Source organism: Micromonospora sp. NPDC049203 (genome assembly GCF_043197215.1).
GTDB lineage: Bacteria > Actinomycetota > Actinomycetes > Mycobacteriales > Micromonosporaceae > Micromonospora.
Window position 1 is genome coordinate 1 of record NZ_JBICSV010000014.1, and the last position, 16,075, is coordinate 16,075.

At 72.4% G+C, this 16,075-nt stretch carries 21 protein-coding genes and 1 pseudogene; 9 read left to right on the top strand and 13 right to left on the bottom strand.

Annotated features, from left to right (window positions below; genetic code table 11):
* Window positions 1–138: 138 nt before the first annotated feature.
* On the bottom strand, window positions 139–1,479 hold the full coding sequence (locus ACGFIA_RS26485) for an ABC transporter substrate-binding protein (RefSeq protein WP_357386192.1): 1,341 nt from the start codon (window positions 1,477–1,479) through the stop codon (window positions 139–141).
* Between the two features lie 235 nt (window positions 1,480–1,714).
* Here ACGFIA_RS26485 and ACGFIA_RS26490 point away from each other — a divergent pair, with 235 nt between their 5' ends.
* On the top strand, window positions 1,715–2,491 hold the full coding sequence (locus tag ACGFIA_RS26490) for a peptidoglycan DD-metalloendopeptidase family protein (protein ID WP_357386194.1): 777 nt from the start codon (window positions 1,715–1,717) through the stop codon (window positions 2,489–2,491).
* Window positions 2,492–2,534: 43 nt separating this feature from the next.
* On the opposite strand, the gene ACGFIA_RS26495 is transcribed toward ACGFIA_RS26490, so the two are convergent.
* The 5 genes and pseudogenes from ACGFIA_RS26495 to ACGFIA_RS26515 form a co-directional block, all read right to left on the bottom strand.
* The gene (locus ACGFIA_RS26495; RefSeq protein ID WP_357480475.1) at window positions 2,535–3,032 is read right to left on the bottom strand and encodes a TspO/MBR family protein; all 498 of its coding nucleotides are present in this window, start codon (window positions 3,030–3,032) and stop codon (window positions 2,535–2,537) included.
* 158 nt (window positions 3,033–3,190) lie between these two features.
* On the bottom strand, window positions 3,191–3,337 hold the full coding sequence (locus ACGFIA_RS26500; protein WP_013288160.1) for a GPGG-motif small membrane protein: 147 nt from the start codon (window positions 3,335–3,337) through the stop codon (window positions 3,191–3,193).
* Window positions 3,328–4,108: pseudogene (locus ACGFIA_RS26505) on the bottom strand (metallophosphoesterase). Before ACGFIA_RS26505 ends, ACGFIA_RS26500 begins: the two are co-directional and overlap by 10 nt.
* Window positions 4,109–4,118: 10 nt before the next feature.
* Window positions 4,119–4,328 carry a hypothetical protein gene (locus tag ACGFIA_RS26510; protein ID WP_225853111.1) on the bottom strand — a complete coding sequence of 70 codons (210 nt, stop codon included), beginning with the start codon at window positions 4,326–4,328 and terminating at the stop codon, window positions 4,119–4,121.
* 56 nt (window positions 4,329–4,384) lie between these two features.
* The gene (locus tag ACGFIA_RS26515) at window positions 4,385–4,966 is read right to left on the bottom strand and encodes a nucleotidyltransferase (protein ID WP_357386198.1); all 582 of its coding nucleotides are present in this window, start codon (window positions 4,964–4,966) and stop codon (window positions 4,385–4,387) included.
* 147 nt (window positions 4,967–5,113) lie between these two features.
* On the opposite strand from ACGFIA_RS26515, the gene ACGFIA_RS26520 reads away from it, so the two are divergent.
* Window positions 5,114–5,872 (top strand): dTMP kinase, encoded by a 759-nt coding sequence (locus tag ACGFIA_RS26520; RefSeq protein ID WP_357386200.1) that lies wholly within the window; start codon window positions 5,114–5,116, stop codon window positions 5,870–5,872.
* On the opposite strand, the gene ACGFIA_RS26525 is transcribed toward ACGFIA_RS26520, so the two are convergent.
* The gene (locus ACGFIA_RS26525; protein ID WP_357386202.1) at window positions 5,857–6,534 is read right to left on the bottom strand and encodes an SDR family NAD(P)-dependent oxidoreductase; all 678 of its coding nucleotides are present in this window, start codon (window positions 6,532–6,534) and stop codon (window positions 5,857–5,859) included. The genes ACGFIA_RS26520 and ACGFIA_RS26525 overlap by 16 nt on opposite strands.
* Before the next feature lie 265 nt (window positions 6,535–6,799).
* Between ACGFIA_RS26525 and ACGFIA_RS26530 the strand changes: the two genes are divergently transcribed.
* The 3 genes from ACGFIA_RS26530 (at window position 6,800) to ACGFIA_RS26540 (ending at window position 10,112) form a co-directional block, all read left to right on the top strand.
* A complete protein-coding gene (locus ACGFIA_RS26530; RefSeq protein ID WP_174533806.1) occupies window positions 6,800–7,714 on the top strand; it encodes a MurR/RpiR family transcriptional regulator in 915 nt (304 codons plus the stop codon).
* Window positions 7,711–8,658, top strand: a complete 948-nt coding sequence (locus tag ACGFIA_RS26535) for an N-acetylmuramic acid 6-phosphate etherase (RefSeq protein WP_357386204.1) — start codon at window positions 7,711–7,713, stop codon at window positions 8,656–8,658. Before ACGFIA_RS26530 ends, ACGFIA_RS26535 begins: the two co-directional genes overlap by 4 nt.
* A gap of 464 nt (window positions 8,659–9,122) precedes the next feature.
* A complete protein-coding gene (locus tag ACGFIA_RS26540) occupies window positions 9,123–10,112 on the top strand; it encodes a sigma-70 family RNA polymerase sigma factor (RefSeq protein WP_357386370.1) in 990 nt (329 codons plus the stop codon).
* 73 nt (window positions 10,113–10,185) lie between these two features.
* Here the strand turns inward: ACGFIA_RS26540 and ACGFIA_RS26545 are convergent, their stop codons facing one another.
* Complete coding sequence (locus ACGFIA_RS26545) at window positions 10,186–11,151, bottom strand: NlpC/P60 family protein (RefSeq protein WP_393262679.1); 966 nt, start codon at window positions 11,149–11,151, stop codon at window positions 10,186–10,188.
* Between the two features lie 415 nt (window positions 11,152–11,566).
* Between ACGFIA_RS26545 and ACGFIA_RS26550 the strand changes: the two genes are divergently transcribed.
* Entirely contained in the window at window positions 11,567–12,085 is a 519-nt protein-coding gene (locus ACGFIA_RS26550; RefSeq protein ID WP_357386208.1) for a DUF6232 family protein, read from the top strand.
* 7 nt (window positions 12,086–12,092) lie between these two features.
* Here ACGFIA_RS26550 and ACGFIA_RS26555 read toward each other — a convergent pair whose 3' ends face one another.
* Together ACGFIA_RS26555 and ACGFIA_RS26560 are read right to left on the bottom strand one after the other, a co-directional pair.
* Complete coding sequence (locus ACGFIA_RS26555) at window positions 12,093–12,422, bottom strand: DUF3817 domain-containing protein (RefSeq protein ID WP_357386210.1); 330 nt, start codon at window positions 12,420–12,422, stop codon at window positions 12,093–12,095.
* 25 nt (window positions 12,423–12,447) lie between these two features.
* Window positions 12,448–12,921, bottom strand: a complete 474-nt coding sequence (locus tag ACGFIA_RS26560) for a hypothetical protein (RefSeq protein WP_357386212.1) — start codon at window positions 12,919–12,921, stop codon at window positions 12,448–12,450.
* A gap of 124 nt (window positions 12,922–13,045) precedes the next feature.
* Here ACGFIA_RS26560 and ACGFIA_RS26565 point away from each other — a divergent pair, with 124 nt between their 5' ends.
* Genes ACGFIA_RS26565 through ACGFIA_RS26575 form a run of 3 tightly spaced genes read left to right on the top strand, consistent with a single transcriptional unit; the run spans window position 13,046 to window position 14,233 of the window.
* The gene (locus ACGFIA_RS26565) at window positions 13,046–13,339 is read left to right on the top strand and encodes a DUF6158 family protein (protein WP_357386213.1); all 294 of its coding nucleotides are present in this window, start codon (window positions 13,046–13,048) and stop codon (window positions 13,337–13,339) included.
* On the top strand, window positions 13,339–13,656 hold the full coding sequence (locus tag ACGFIA_RS26570; protein ID WP_030502250.1) for an SRPBCC family protein: 318 nt from the start codon (window positions 13,339–13,341) through the stop codon (window positions 13,654–13,656). Before ACGFIA_RS26565 ends, ACGFIA_RS26570 begins: the two co-directional genes overlap by 1 nt.
* Window positions 13,657–13,690: 34 nt before the next feature.
* Window positions 13,691–14,233 (top strand): DUF1360 domain-containing protein, encoded by a 543-nt coding sequence (locus tag ACGFIA_RS26575; protein ID WP_357386216.1) that lies wholly within the window; start codon window positions 13,691–13,693, stop codon window positions 14,231–14,233.
* Window positions 14,234–14,294: 61 nt separating this feature from the next.
* Here the strand turns inward: ACGFIA_RS26575 and ACGFIA_RS26580 are convergent, their stop codons facing one another.
* Genes ACGFIA_RS26580 through ACGFIA_RS26590 form a run of 3 tightly spaced genes read right to left on the bottom strand, consistent with a single transcriptional unit; the run spans window position 14,295 to window position 15,904 of the window.
* Window positions 14,295–14,504 (bottom strand): hypothetical protein, encoded by a 210-nt coding sequence (locus ACGFIA_RS26580; RefSeq protein ID WP_354871007.1) that lies wholly within the window; start codon window positions 14,502–14,504, stop codon window positions 14,295–14,297.
* A gap of 25 nt (window positions 14,505–14,529) precedes the next feature.
* On the bottom strand, window positions 14,530–14,763 hold the full coding sequence (locus tag ACGFIA_RS26585) for a hypothetical protein (protein WP_393262684.1): 234 nt from the start codon (window positions 14,761–14,763) through the stop codon (window positions 14,530–14,532).
* Between the two features lie 40 nt (window positions 14,764–14,803).
* Window positions 14,804–15,904 carry a 3-deoxy-7-phosphoheptulonate synthase gene (locus tag ACGFIA_RS26590; protein WP_357386372.1) on the bottom strand — a complete coding sequence of 367 codons (1,101 nt, stop codon included), beginning with the start codon at window positions 15,902–15,904 and terminating at the stop codon, window positions 14,804–14,806.
* Window positions 15,905–16,075: the final 171 nt, after the last annotated feature.

Genomic DNA, 16,075 nt, shown 5'->3' on the forward strand with positions numbered 1-16,075 from the left:
CCTCCCACCCAACAGATCCCCCCCCCCGCCGTGGGCCCCCCCCCCCCCCCCCCACACCCCACCCCCCCCCCCCCCCGGGGGGGGGGGGCCCCGGCGGCGCCCCCCCCCCCCCCCCCCCCCCCCCCCCCACCTGCTAGATCACTTCCAGCTGCCCTCGATGTCGTTCAGGACGGAGGTGGTGTCCTTGCCGTTGATCCAGGCCACCATGCCCTTCCAGAAGGTGCCGGCGCCGACCGCGGCCGGCATCAGGTCCGAGCCGTCGAAGCGGAAGACCGTCTTCTCGTCCTGGAGGATGCCCACGGAGAGCTTGTCCACCGGGTTCGGGACGTTGTTGATGTCCAGCTTCTTGTTCGCGGACACCCAGTCACCGATCTTGGCGCGGCTGTTGGCGTACTCGCCGGAGGCCAGGTAGGTCTGCACCGCCTGGACCTCGGGCCGGTCGGCGAAGGCGCCGACGAACTCGCCGCCACCCAGCACCGGCTTGCCCTTGGCCGGGTCGATGGCCGGGAAGTAGAACGCGAAGACGTCGCCGTCCTCGGCCACCGTTGTGCCCTTGGGCCACTGGTTGGCGTAGAAGGACGCCTGGCGGTGCAGCGCGCACTTGCCGGTGGTGATCGGCGTGCCGCCCTCCTGGAAGGCGGTGGTGGAGATGCTCTTGACGCCGCCGAAGCCGCCGTTCATGTACTTCTCGTTCTTCAGGATGGTGCCGGCCCGGTTGAGCGCGTCGGCCACCTGCGGGTCGTTGAACGGGATCTGGTGGGTGGTCCACTTGTCGTAGACCTCCGGGCCGCCGGTGCGCAGCAGCACGTCCTCGATCCAGTCGGTGGCCGGCCAGCCGGTGGCGTCACCGGACTCGATGCCGGCGCACCACGGCTTGGTGCCGCTGGCCGCGATCTGGTCGGAGAGCTTGATCATGTCGTCCCACGAGGTGGGGACGGTCCAGCCCTTCTCCTTGAAGGTCTTCGGCGAGTACCACACGAAGGACTTCACGTTGGAGCCGAGCGGGGCGCCGTAGAGCTGGCCGTTGACGGTGCTGTACTTCAGCCAGTCGGGGGAGTAGTTCTGCTCGGCCATCGCCTTGGTGTCGGCGCCGACCGGCTTGAGCTTGCCCGAGTCGACGAAGCGCTTGAGCAGGCCCGGCTGCGGGATGAAGGCGAGGTCGGGAGCGTTGCCGCCGTCGACCCGGACCGGGAGCTGCGCCTCGAACTCGGCGTTGCCCTCGTGGTCGATCTCGATGCCGGTGCAGTCCTCGAACTCCTTCCAGGACTGGTCGAGGCGGTCGGCCTCGATCTCCCGGATGGAGGAGTAGATGGTCACCTTCTTGCCGTCGTGACCGTCGTACTTCTCGTATGCGGCGCACTCGGCCGATCCGGCCTTGTCGCTCTTCTTGTCGTCGCCGGTGCCACAGGCGGCGACGCCGAGCGCCAGCCCCAGGACGCCGGCGACCGCGAGCGTCTGGCGCGATCTGGCAAACGCCATGCCGATCTCCTTCCTTGCCGGCGCGTGGGGGGATCGAACCCGCGCCGGTCCGATGTCGTCCTCACATGTAAGCGCTTGCATCGTGTCGGGTCCACCCCTGGCCGGACACGGCCCGGTAACAATCCCGAAACCCTGAGCCGGGGGGTGGGCGCGCTCCCACGAATCTTCCCGGGAACGGAACTTTCTGTCAGGATGTCCTCAACATATTGAAGACTTTCAACATGGGAGGCAGTGGATGCGGAAGCGATGGCTCGCCCTCGGGGCGAGTGCGGCGGTCCTGGCGGCGACTCTCGTGCCGGCCGCGCCGGCGATGGCCGCGCCGACGTTCAAGGTCCCGTTCCCGTGCAACCAGTCCTGGTCCGGCCAGACCCGGACGAACCACAGCCCGGCGAACGCGATCGACTTCAACCGCACGGACGACGTCGGCGACCCGGTGGTCGCCAGCGCGCCCGGCACCGTCGACGTGGTCACCAACCTCGGCGACACCAGCTACGGCAAGTACGTCCGGATCAACCACGGCGGCGGCCACACCACCTACTACGCCCACCTGAGCGCCTTCAACGTCTCCGTCGGGCAGACCGTCGGCTACGGCCGTGTGATCGGGTACGTCGGCACGACGGGCGGCTCCACCGGCCCGCACCTGCACTACGAGCAGCGCGTCGACGGCAGCTCGGTGAAGATCAAGTTCAACGGGGTGCAGGCTCTCTACTGGGGCACCAAGACCTACACCAGCGACAACGGCTGCGGCGGGACGAACACCGGCGAGGGCACCGTGAACACGGCCGGCTCCCCGCTCACAGTCCGCTCGGGCCCCGGCACCGGCTACAGCTCGGTCGGCACGGTCGCCGACGGGGCGAAGGTGACGATCCAGTGCCAGACCAGCGGCACCAGCGTCAGCGGCACGTACGGCACCAGCTCGATCTGGGACCGGATCGGCTCCGGCCGGTTCATCTCCGACGCCTACGTCTACACCGGGTACGACGGCTACATCCCCGGCGTACCCCGCTGCTGAGCCCGGCGGGCGCGGGGGCGACCGGCCTCCGCGCCGTAACCGGTCAGGAGTTCAGCCGCCACACCGCGAAGTTCAGCGCGGACGCGAACGTCACCCAGGCCCAGTACGGCAGCATCAGCAGCGTGGCCGGCCGGGAGACGCGCCGGAACAGGGCCACCGTCACGCCGATCGCCAGCCACATCAGCACGATCTCGGCGAAGGCCAGCCCGTACGCCCCGGCGCCGAAGAACAGCGGCGTCCAGATCGCGTTGAGCACGAGCTGCGCGACCCAGGCCCACAGCGCGGGACCGAAACCAGCCCGGCGCCAGACCAGCCAGCCGGCGATCGCGATGAGCGCGTAGAGCACGGTCCAGACCGGGCCGAACAGCCACGACGGCGGCGCCCAGGCGGGCTGCTCCAGGCCCTGGTACTCGGCGGAGGTGCCCTGGACCCCCAGCCCGCCGATCGCGGCGGCGGCGAACGTGGCGGCGCCGAAGCCGAGCAGCGCCCACCATCTGCGGGCTCCGGTGGTGCGCCGGGCGACACTCTGCGACGTCTCCATCGTCGAGATGTTTCCGCTCGGCGGGCCCGGCAAACGCGGCACGGCCGCCGGGCCGCCGCCGGACACGGAAAAGGCCGGAGTCACCCGGCCCGGACGTTCGGCGTCCGGCAGGACGGAACGCCCGGGCCCGGCGACCCCGGCGGGTACGGGAACCTCGGTTACGTGTTGAAGATGCTGACGCCACCCGGGCCGACCAACAGGCCGACGACGATGAGGACGATGCCCCAGAGGATCTGCCGGCGGAACAGGGCGAGAATTCCGGCGACCACCAGTACGACTGCGAGAATCCAGAGAATCAGCTCCATGTCGGCTGAATACCCGGCCGCCCGATCCCGGAAACCTCGCGCTCAGTCGAGCTGATCACCGCCCAGGTGGAAGACGCTGTACGCCTGTTTGATCACCGGGTGCGCCACGTTGCGGACCCGTACGCCGCCCGGCGTGGTGCCGCGCTCGGTGCCGTGGTGGGCGTGCCCGTGCAGCGCCAGCGCGGTGGGGGCGGAGTCGATCGCCTGGCCGAGCTGGTAGCAGCCGAGGAACGGGTAGATCTCCAGCGGCTCGCCGGCGAGCGTGTCCGGGACGGGGGAGTAGTGGGTGAGCGCGACGAGCGCGTCGCAGTCGAGCGAGAGCAACGCGTCGGCGAGCGCGTCAGCGGCCTCCCGGGTGGTGCGCACGAACGCCTTCATCTCCGGCTCGCCGAAGTCGCTGGCGCAGCGCCCGGCGAACCCGCCGCCGAACCCCTTCACGCCGGCCACCCCGAGCCGTCCGCCGGGGGTGTCCACCACGGTGCCCGTGCCCTCCAGCACGGTGATCCCGGCGTCCTCCAGCACCTTCACCACCTGCGGCACCTCGTCGCACTGGTGGTCGTGGTTGCCGAGCACGGTGATCACCGGTACGCCGAGACCGCCGAACTCCTGGGCCACGCACCGCGCCTCGGCCTCGGTGCCGTGCCGGGTCAGGTCACCGGCGAGCAGCAGCGCGTCGGCGCGGCCGGGCAGTTCCTCCAGCGCCGGGCGGAACCGGCCCACCACGTCCTCGTCCAGATGCACGTCGCCCACGGCGGCGATCCGGATCACCATCGAACCTCCCTCACGGCAACTCCTCGACCTGGGTGGGCGCCTGGGTGCGGATCACCCCGATGTCGCTGGTCACGGGCGTGTCCGGGAAGCGCTCGGCCACCCGCCGCAGGATCTCCTCCCGCCGGTGCGGGCTCTCCACCTCGCCGTAGAGCACCAGCCCGTTCTCCCGCCGCACCACGGTGATGCCCTGTTCGGCCACGGTCGGGTCCTCGGCCAGCATGCTCTGGATCTCCGCCTCGACGTACTCGTCGGGGGGAACGTCGCCGGACAGTCCGGTCACAGGGTCTCCCTTCCGCCGGGCGTGCCGCCGGGCAGCACGTCCAGCCGGTCCAGCAGCACCAGGAACGCCTCCGCGTACGGCGAGTGCTGCGTCTCCTTCCGTACCCGTTCCCAGTCGATCTGTTCCCGCAGCGAGCGGGCCAGCGGCAGGGCGCGGGCGAAGTCGCAGTAGTGCTGGGAGAAGCTCAGCAGCTTGTGCACCATGAGCTGGCTGGCCGAGAGCACCGGCATGTGGATCGCGTCGACCGGGCGCACGATGGTGTCGGCGAACGTCTCCTCGGTGACCGGCGTCTCCACCGGCCGGTGGATCAGGTCCACCATCCGGTCCTCGTCGTAGACCTTCACCAGCCAGTCCTCCGGCGGGCGCTCGGCGGTGAAGCCGGCCTCGACGAGTGCCTCCAGCGCCCGGTCCACGTCCGCCTCGCGCAGCAGGAAGTCCACGTCGTGGTCGCTGGAGTGGCCGCCGTGGGCGTACACCGCGAAGCTGCCGCCGAGCGCGAACGGGATCTCGGACTGTTTGAGCACGGCGGCGACCTTCTTCAGCGTGTGCACCAGGGTCTCGTCCCCGCGCTCGGCCATCTGCGGCTCCCTCGTCGTATGGGCGGTGGGACCACGATGCGTACCCGGTGGACGCTTTGGTCACACCTGTCGCGGCGCGATCCGTGCGCCCGGGCAGCAAAGCGACGAACGGGGCCGGGCGAGCATCGGTCGGATAGCCTCGGGAGGGTGGCCAGCTCACTGCGGACGCGGCGGGGCGGGGCCCGGCCGCGCATCGTCGCCCTGATCGGCATCGACGGCTCAGGCAAGACCACCCAGGCCCACCGGCTGGCCCAGGCGCTCACCGCCGCCGGTATCCCCGCCACCTACCACCGCAACGCCGGTGGCCGCCGCTGGCTCGGCCGGCTCGCCCAGCGGGTGGGCCGCCCGGACGCGCAGCGGCTCGTCGGGCGCGGCGGCCTGCTCGCTGTCGAGTCGGTGCTGCGGTGGCTGGCCATCGCGCTCGCCCTGCTCAGTTGCCTGGTGACCGGCCGGACCGCGGTGATGGACAGGTGGTCCGCCTGCCAGTACGCCAGCATCCGCGCGCACGGTGGGCAGCGGTGGGAGCGGTGGGCCCGGGCCGGCTACCGGATCTTCCCGGCGCCTCAAGTCACGTTCCTGCTCACCGTCGACCCCGCCGAGGCGTTCCGCCGGATCGAGCGGCGCGGCACCGACCACGAGAGCATGGCGTGGCTGACCGCCGCGGACGCCGCGTACCGGGCGCTACCCGAGTACGGCGGCTTCGTGGTGGTGGACGGCAACGGCCCGCCGGAGGACGTCGCCCGCCGGATCCGGGCACACCTGAGCGAGTGGCTGCCCGGCGACCCGTCCGCCGGCCCCGGCCCCGCGCCGGCCGGCCCGCGACGCCCGGCCGGCGGCACGGACCCGTCCGGTCCGGCCGGTGGCGCCGGACGGGACGGGCCGGTGCCGGTTCAGGCCCGCCCGTAGACCGGGATGCTCGCGCCGCTCGTGGGCGCGGACTCGGGGGAGGCCAGGAAGCGGACGACCTCGGCGATCTCGGCCGGCGGCACCCAGCGCCCGTGATCGGCGCCGGGCTGGGCGGCGCGGTTGGCCGGGGTGTCGATGACGCTCGGCAGCACCGTGTTGCACCGCACGCCGCGCTGCCGGTACTCGACCGCCACCGTCTCGGCGAACGCGCGCACCGCTGCCTTGGCGGTGACGTAACCGGAGGCGCCGGGGAACGGCGAGACCGCCGCCCGGGCCGAGACGCAGACCACCGCGCCGTCGCCGGACGCCATGAGGTGCGGCAGCGCCGCGTGGGTGACCAGGTACGTCGGGCGGAGGTTGAGCCGTAGCATCCGCTCGAAGTCCTCGACCGGGGTCTCGTGCACCAGCCCGCCGGCGGCGTACCCACCGACGAGGTTGACCACCGCGCGCAGCGGCGCGGCCGGCTCGTCGGTCGCGGCCTGGACCGCCCGCGCGGCCCCCTCCGGGGTCAGCAGGTCGGCCACGACCCGGACCGGGCCGTCGTCGGTCCCGGGCTCCCGCTGGGGTACGACCACCCGCCAGCCGGCGTCGAGGAAGGTGGCGGTGACCGCGCGGCCGAGCCCGCCCGTGCCTCCGGTCACCAGCACCGTGCGTCGCGTCATGGACACACGCTAGCCAACCGCCGTGCCCGGCCGACCGGTGACCCGCACCGGCCGTCCGGTCTGCCCGGTCGAGGCCGACCAGGCAGGCCGGGCGGCACGACGGGGGACCGGTCTGCCAGGCGGCAGGAGTGACTCGGCCGGACCGGATGAGGCGGTGGGGCTGGGAGAATGGGATCCTTGGCCCGGGCGGACACGGAAGACGGTAAATTTCCCGATACGCGGTGTCATGGTTGACGCTCACGCCTGGTGAAAGTAAGTTTCATCCGTGGCGAAGAGTCCGAAGATTTCTGCGAGTCACGAGCCCGGTGGACTGATCGTCCACATCAGCGGCCTGCTGCCCTCGCTGTCCCCGGCCGAACAGCGGGTGGCCCGGCTGGTCGTCGCCGATCCGGCGGACGCGGCCCGGCGTACGATCACCGACCTCGCCACCGCCGCGGAGACGTCCGAGGCGACAGTGATCCGCTTCTGCCGCTCGGTGGGCATGGACGGCTACCCCCAGCTGCGGATCCGGCTCGCCGCCGAGGCCGCCCGCCGGGTCGAGCCGCCGGACGCGCGGGTGGTCGGCGGCGACATCCCGCCGGGCGCGGACCTCGCCCAGATCATCGCCACCATCGCGTTCAACGACGCCCGGGCCGTCGAGGAGACCGCCGAGCAACTCGACCCGGCGGTCTGCGAGCAGGTCGTCGAGGCGATCGGCGCGGCCGGCCGGATCGACGTCTACGGCGCGGGCGCCAGCGGTTTCGTCGCCTCAGACTTCCAGCAGAAGCTGCACCGCATCGGCCGCATCGCGTTCTACTTCCCGGACGTGCACACCGCGCTCACCTCCGCCGCCCTGCTGGGCCGGGGCGACGTCGCGGTCGGCATCTCGCACACCGGCACCACCTCCGACGTCATCGAGGTGCTGGAGCAGGCGCGGGCACGCGGCGCCACCACCGTGGCGCTGACCAACTTCCCCCGCTCGCCGATCACCGAGGTCGCCGACCACGTGCTCACCACCGCCGCGCGCGAGACGACGTACCGCTCCGGCGCGACGGCGAGCCGGCTGGCCCAGCTCACCGTGGTCGACTGCCTCTTCGTCGGCGTGGCCGCCCGCAGCCGGGCCCGGACGAAGAAGGCCCTGGAAGCCACCGCCGAGGCGGTCAAGTCGCGCCGGGTCGGTCCCGGGCGGAGGCGGGGATGACGGCGGGCCGGGTGGAGCGCGACGGCGTGGCGGCGATCCGGCCGGTGGTGCGCGTCGGCGCACCGACCGAGCGCCGCAACCCGCACAGCGTCGACCTCGACCTGATGTCCACCCGGGACGTGCTCACCGTGATCAACGAGGCGGACCGCCGGGTGCCGGCCGCTGTCGCCGCCGTGCTGGACGAGATCGCCGAGACCGTCGACCTGGCCGTGGCCGCGCTGCGCGACGGGCACCGCGTGCACTACTTCGGGGCCGGCACCTCCGGTCGGCTCGGCGTGCTGGACGCGGCCGAGCTGGCACCCACGTTCAACTCGCCGCGGCACTGGTTCTGCTCGCACCTGGCCGGCGGCCCGGAGGCGATGTGGCGGGCGGTCGAGGACGCCGAGGACGACGAGCGCGGTGGCGCCGCCGAGGCCGCCGAGTGCGTACGCCCCGGCGACCTCGTGGTCGGCCTGGCCGCCAGCGGGCGCACACCGTACGTCCTCGGGGCGCTCGCCGCGTCCCGGGCGCAGGACGCCGGTACGGTGCTGCTCTGCGCGAATCCGGAGGCCGAGGCCGCCGCGTCGGTGGACGTCTTCATCGGGGTGGACACCGGGCCGGAGGTGGTCACCGGGTCGACCCGGATGAAGGCGGGCACGGCGCAGAAGCTGGTGCTCAACACGTTCTCCACGGCCGTGATGGTGCGTCTGGGCCGGGTCTACTCGAACCTGATGATCGACATGGTGGCCACGAACGCCAAGCTGCGCGGCCGCATGATCTCGATCCTCGTGGACGCCACCGGCTGCGCCGAGGAGGTGTGCCGGGTCGCCCTGCGGGAGGCCGACGGCGACCTCAAGACCGCGCTCGTCGCGCTGGTGTCCGGCGCCGAGGTGCCGGCCGCCCGGGCCGCGCTGGCCCGCTCCGCCCACCAGGTACGCGGCGCGCTCGCCCTGCTCGCCTCCTGACCGTCCCCGCCCGCCCGATCGATCCACCCGCCGGCGCATCCGCCCGGCGGGTGCGACGCGTATCACGTGCGGGGAGGGGACGACCCCGCCCGCACGGATTGTTCAACGAGGCGGAGGGTAATCCTTGAGCATGGCTGAACCGGCCGGTCCGCAGCCGCGTATCTCGCAGTGAGCAGGATCGCAACGACCCGGTGACGCGGCTCGCTGTGTTCATGGAAGAGACAATGGTGCCATTCCATGGGCGAACGGTGATTCCGCGACTCCGGTATGCGTCGAAATCGGCGGCCGGGAGCCCCGGAACCGGGCCGGTAACAGGAAACATGGACCGGGCTCTCAGCTACTACTCAGGCATTCGTGACAGTTTCGACTCACGACATGGAATCCCCGACGCGTCACATCTGTTGTGTAGGTGTCAGCACCTACGGGCACAGCGGAGGTTACGGGGAGGGCTGATGAACGTGGGGATGGCAAGGAACCGGGCAACCGGCGCGAGCGAGGGGACCGTGGCAATCGTGGACAAGAACATCGGCATGCGTACCGACGAGGTCGCCGAGGAGCGGGACCTGGTCGGCGTCTACCTGCACGAGATCTCCCGGACGCCGCTGCTCGACGCCGCCCGGGAGGTCGACCTCTCCAAGGCGATCGAGGCGGGCCTCTACGCCGAGCACCTGCTCGACGAGGGGCGCATCCCCGACGGCGCCGACCGGGAGGACCTGGAACGGCTGGTCATCGAGGGCGAGCGCGCGAAGGACCTGTTCATCCGCGCGAACCTGCGACTGGTCGTGTCGATCGCCCGGCGCTACGTGCGCTCCGGCATGCCCATGCTGGACCTGATCCAGGAGGGCAACACCGGCCTGGTCCGGGCGGTCGAGAAGTTCGACTACGAGCGGGGCTTCAAGTTCTCCACCTACGCGACCTGGTGGATCCGTCAGGCCATCAGCCGGGCGATCGCCCAGCAGGAGCGGACCGTACGGCTGCCCGTGCACCTGGTCGAGGACGTCAACCGGATGCGCAACGTGGCCCGGCAGCTCACCCGCGAGCTGGGCAGCGACCCGGAGCCGGAGCAGATCGCGACCGCGCTCGGCGTGACCGTCGAGCGGGTGAACGAGCTGGTCCGCTGGTCGCAGGACACCGTCTCGCTGGACACCCCGGTCGGTGACGACGGCGACACCAACCTCGGTGACCTGGTCGCCGACAGTGACGCCCCGTCGCCCGAGGAGATCGTGCTGACCGGCCTGGAGCGGCAGCGGATCGAGGGCCTGCTCAACCACCTCGACGACCGCTCCGCGGGCATCATGCGGGCCCGGTACGGCCTGGAGGACGGGCGTGAGCACTCGCTGACCGAGGTCGCGTCGCGGTTCTCGCTGTCCCGCGAGCGCATCCGCCAGCTGGAGATCCAGGCTCTCGGCCGGCTGCGTGAGCTGGCTCGCGCGGAGGGGCTCCAGGCGGCCTGACCTGGTAACAATTGACGGCGAACGGCCGGCGTCCGACAGGGGGACGCCGGCCGTTCGCCGTCTTGCGGGCCGGTCAGACCCGCCCGTAGCCCTGGATCGACATGATGTTCATGCCGCGCTTGCTGACGTTGCGTCCGGCGCTCGGCGCGTCGATGATCTGGCCGTTGCCGACGTAGAGCGCCACGTGCCCGAGCCCGGAGTAGAACACCAGGTCACCCGGTTGCAGCTGGCTGCGGCTGATCCGGGTGGTGGCGCCCCACTGCCGCGCCGCGCTGTGCGGCAGCGACTTCCCGGCCGCCCGCCAGGCGGCGAGCGTCAGGCCGGAGCAGTCGTAGCTGCCGGGGCCGTCCTGGGCGTAGCCGTAGGGCTTGCCGACCGCGCCGTAGGCGTACCGCACGGCGGTGCCGGCGTCACCGGAGACGGCGGGCGGCTTGCCCGCCGAACTCGACTTGGCGGGTGCCTCGGTGGCCCGCCCGTACGCCTTGCGCCGCATCTCGTAGAGGCCGGACAGGTCCGCCTCGATCCGCGTCTTCGCGGACTTGAGTTGCCTGGCCTGCGCGGCCTCCCGGGCGAGCGTGACGTCCAGCCGGGTCTTCTGGTCGATCAGCCGCTGCTGATCGGCGGTGAAGCTGTTGATGGTGCGCTGCCGCTGGCGGGTGAGCTGGTCGAGCGTGCCCAGCCGCTCCGGCAGTGTGGCCTGGCCGCCCGGGTCCAGCAGGGCCGCCGCGGTGCGCATGCCACCGGTCTTGTACGCCGTCGCGGCCAGCACGCCCACGTCGGCGCGGCTGCGTTCGGCCTGTTCCTGCAACGGCCCGATCTGGGCCTCCAACTTGGCCGCGGTGGCCTTGTTGGCCTTGATGTCCTCGTTGAGCTTGTTGTAGGACTCGACGATTCGCTCCAGCTCAGTCGAGGACTTCTCGATCTGCTTCGTCAGCTCGGCGGGGGTGGGCTCGGCCCGGGCCACCTGCGCCGGGGCGAGCAGCGCGGCCGAGAGGCCGGCCACCGCCAGCGAGCGGAGCAGCATCCGTAAGGACGACAAGAGCGGAAAGCTCCTCTCCCACCGGTCGCCGGGCGCGTCTGCGGCCCGGCGACACCGGCCCGGGGCCATCCGGGTGGATGGCTGTCGACCGGGCCGACCTGGACAACCTAACCCGTGATCGCAGTGACCGGGAGTTCAAGCAGGGGCGAAAGTTGGCAAAGTGGCGGAAAGTGACGAGAGGGAGCCGGTGGGTGGATGAGGCGACTCGCCCGATTCGTCGTTCTGGGCGGATGTAGCCAGGCAACGGCGGGCAAAGTCACGACAAAGACGGAAATCGCTCTCTGTTTCCGGCTGGCACGGCCGGGCCGACGAGCCACGCGAGCGCCGAAAGCCCGAGGTCAGGTGGCGCAAGGCGACCACAATGAAGCCCGGACGGGAAATCCCACCACGGGATCCCTGCTCCCGGGAGGCCGCCGTGCAGACCGACCGCTCCGCCACCCAGCCGCCCCGTTCGCCGCGACCGGCCGCACCCAGGCTGCTCTACGCCCGGCCGGGCATCGTCGTCACCGCCGAGCGTTTCACCGTCGGCCGCAACACCTGGCCGGTGGCCGGGATCACCCAGCTCCGGACCGACCGCGGGCCGCACGACCGGCTCGCCGTCCGGGCCGTCGTCGTGTCCGCCGCGATGCTCGCCGCTGTCGGCCTGCTGCTCGGGTTCACCGGCGGCCTGCACCGGCTCACCGCCGGGGCGTACCTCGTGCTCGGCGCGGTCGGGCTGGTGCCGCTGCTGCTCGTGCTGATCGGCGACCGCGTGCGGCCCCCGGCGCACGAGCTGTGGGGCCGGGTGGACGGCACCGAGGTGCTGCTGTTCAGCAGCGACGACGAGCGGCAGTTCGGTCAGGTCGCCCGCGCGCTGGGGCGGGCCCGGGAGGCGTCGCGGCTGGGCGGCTGGGCCGACCCGCCGGCGGCCGAGCCGTGGCGGCCGGCCCGATGAGCCGCGGTCAGCCCGCGACCGGCTCCGGGGTACGCGACCGGCTCTCGGCGGCCACCCAGTGGCTCACCCGACGCTCGGCGTAGAACGAGACGAACGGCACGGTGCCGGCGAGCATCACCAGCAGCATCCGCTTCAGCGGCCAGTCCGCCCGGCGGGACAGGTCGAACGTGAGCGCCAGATAGAGCATGTACAGCCAGCCGTGCGCCACGCCGACCACGGCCACCACGCTCGGGTTGTCGAAGCCGTACTTCAGCGGCATGCCGATCAGGACCAGCACCACGAGCGCCACGCCCACGATCCAGGCGATCACGCGGTACCGGGTAAAGGCTCCGCCCACCGTCGTCCGTCCTTCCGCACCGGCCTCAGCCGGGATAGTCGCCGGGCCGGGCGCCCGGATTGGCGTTCAACCAGGATAGGTAGCGGTTGTACGCGGCCAGCTCGGCGTCGTCCGCCCCGTCGGCCGGAGCGGCAGGCACCCGCACGACGCGCACCGGCCGGCGTACCGCCGGGGTGGCGGTGGCCGGCCCGGCGCCGGCGGTCACCGACGGCGGGCGACCGGAAGGCGACGCCGCGTCGTCCGACGGCGCGGGGCCGTCCGACGGCGAGGCGGCATCCGGTGCCGGATCAGCGGCGCGCAGCGTCTGACGGACCTCACGCCACCAGACGAAGACCACGAAGGCGGCGAACACCGGCCATTCGATCGCGTAACCGAAGCTGAGCGCGTTCCCCCCGGCGGCGCGGGTGACCTGCCACCAGCCCAGCCCGAGGAAAGCCACCACGAGCACGACCATGGCCACGTGGCGGACGATCCACGCCGGTGTCCAGAGCCGATTCATGCAGACGAGAGTACCGGGGCCACCGGGTGTCTCCGACACGGCGTCGTAGTCCGGGCGGTGGTTTGGTGACACTCCCGCTGGGCATCCGGACAGGTGCCAACCCGAACGAGACGAGGGGGCGACGATGACCGAATCGGTACGCCGGGACGCGAGCCCGGAACAGCGGGTCGCGGAGTGGGACGGCGACCACGCCCGTACCGTCGACGGCGAGCAGCTCGGGGTGGACCCGGTGGAGCTGGGCGACGACGACCTGATCCGGGAGATGCAGAGCCTGCACCGCACCCGGCTGGACACGCTGCGGCACGCCACCGACTCGGCGCTCGCCAACCACCTGCGGCGCACCGCCGAACTGGAGACGGAGTACCTGGCCCGGCACCCCGGCCGGGAGGTCGACCCGAGCCGGCTGCGGGACGCCTGATGGCCAGCCACGCCGAGCGCGGCATGTCCGCACCGCCGGAGGTGGTGTTCAACACGGCGACCGACCCGGACCGCTCCTCGGCCTGGCTGCCCGAGCGGCTGCGCAACTCCGGCACCTGCCGGGTGGAGGTCGTCGACGCCGACGACATGCGGGCCCGGTGGAGCGCCGCGGACTGGTCCGCCGAGATCGACGTGGAGCCGGCCGGCGCGGGCGGCGCCCGGGTACGGCTGGACCTGGCCGGGCCGGACCACGACCTGGCCGACGAGATCCTGGCCAACCTCGACCGCGAGGTGGCCGACAACCTGACCGCCGGCTGAGCCCGGCCCGCACGACTAGGACGAGGAGGCCGGGTTGACCGGGAGTGGCCTGAAGCAGAAGGTGGCGCGCCTGCGCCAGGCGTACGCGCCGCACGAGCATCGGCCGCTGGAGGGCTACCTCAAGGCGATGGGCACGTACGCCGGGGTGACCGCTGCGATCGTGGGCCTGGTCCGGGCGACCGGCCGGCCGGTGCCCGAGCGGCCCACGCCCGCGGACGTGGTGCTGCTCTCGATCGCCACGCACAAGCTCAGCCGGCTGCTGTCCAAGGACGCGATCACCAGCCCGCTGCGGGCGCCGTTCACCCGCTACGACCACCCGATCGGCAGCGGCGAGGTGATGGAGCAGGTCCGCGACGAGGGCAGCCCGACCCGGCACGCGCTCGGCGAGCTGGTGAGCTGCCCCTTCTGCCTGGCGGTCTGGGTGGCCACCGGGCTGACCGGCGGCCTCGTGCTGGCGCCCCGGCTGACCCGGCTGGTCGCCACCGCGCTGACAGCCGTGGCCGCCTCCGACTTCCTTCAGATGGGGTACGCGGTCGCCCAGCAGGCGGCCGAGGGTGGTCGCCACCACCAGGAGTGAGAAGCAGACACGGAAGAGGGCCGGCGTTCGCGCGCCGGCCCTCTTCCGTGCCTCCCACCCGTCAGGTGGGGGTGGTGCCGTGGTCCTCGCCGGCCCAGCCGCGCGACGCCTCCGGCTCCCGCTCGTCCTCGTCCTCCCCGGTGACGATCTCCCGGTCCACGGCGGTGCGGTCGTGCTCGTTGGCGAAGTCCGGCTCGGGCAGGGTGTCGACGCCCTCCGGGGGCTGGCCGAGCGCCGCCAGGTGCTCGTGGTCGGGGTTGCGGTCGGTCATGTCGCGTCCTCTCGTCGGCGGGGGCTCAGGCGACCGTGCCGCCCAGCAGATCGGCCGCCTCGTCCGCCGCGTACTCGCCCTCGGGGAGCGCGGCGATCCGGGTGAGCAGTTCCGCGGGGAGTTCGGCGGCCACCGCCCGGCGGTAGATGTCCGCCTGGGTGATCCGCTCCTGGCCGTGGTAGATGTCGTCGAGCAGGTCGTCGAGCGGCCTGGTGTCCGGCTGCTCGGTAACGGGCGCGTCATCGGTCACGCCGACCACCTACCCGGCCCCGAACCGGTCAAACTCGCCCCAACCCCGCTCAGGTCCGCGCCGGGAGCGTGGCCCGGCGGGCCCGGACGGCCTGGGCCAGGTGCTCCAGGACCTCGGCCGTGGTGTCCCAGCCGATGCAGGCGTCGGTGACCGACTGGCCGTACGCCAGCTCCCGGGTCGGGTCCAGGTCCTGCCGGCCGGGGGCCAGGAAGCTCTCCAGCATGATCCCGGCGATCCCGCGCTGACCGGCGGCGAGCTGGGCGGCCACGTCGGCGGCGACGAGCGGCTGGTTGCGGTGGTCCTTGCCGCTGTTGGCGTGGCTGGCGTCGACCACCACGCGTTCCGGCAGGCCCGCGGCGCGCAGCAGCTCCAGCGCCCCGGCCACCGACTCCGCGTCGTAGTTCGGCCGGCCGCCCCCGCCGCGCAGCACCAGGTGGCCGTCCGCGTTGCCCCGGGTGTGCATGATCGCCGGGGTGCCGGAGACGTCGATGCCGGGGAAGACGTGCGGCACCCCGGCGGCCCGGATCGCGTCCACCGCGGTGGCGATGCTGCCGTCCGGCCGGTTCTTCATACCGATCGGCATGGACAGCCCGGAGGCGAGCTGCCGGTGCACCTGGCTCTCCACGGTCCGCGCCCCGATCGCGCCCCAGGCCACCGTGTCCGCGATGTACTGCGGGGTGATCGGGTCGAGGAACTCGCAACCCACCGGCAGGCCCAGTCGCAGCACGTCCAGCAGGAGCGCCCGCGCGGTACGCAGGCCGGTGTTCACGTCGCCGGAGCCGTCCAGCGCCGGGTCGTTGATCAGGCCCTTCCAGCCCACCGTCGAACGCGGCTTCTCGAAGTAGACACGCATGACCACGAGCAGGTCGTCGGCGACCCGCTCGGCGGCCTCGCGCAGCCGGCCCGCGTACTCGAGGGCGGCGGCCGGGTCGTGCACGGAGCAGGGGCCGACGACGACGAGCAACCGGTCGTCCTCGCGGTCCAGTACCCGGCCGACGGCCCGGCGGCCCGCCACGACGGCCTCGGCCAGCGGGGTGTCGAGCGGCAGGTGATGGTGCAGCAGGGCCGGGGTGGTCAGCGGCACCACACGGTCGATGCGCTGGTCGATGACCCGATGGGCATCCTGGGGGGAGGTGGTCACGGTGGGGATCCTTCCGCCGACCGTGCCCCCGTGCCGGCGCCCGGGGATCGAGCCGGCTGCTCGCGTGCGAAAGGCAAGGAAAACGATCCCTGCCCGGCCGGCTCGAAGAGGAAGTGACGTCAGCTCATGGTCGAGTCACCGGCTCCTCCAGCCGGCTTCCTAAACCATCGATACGACCGC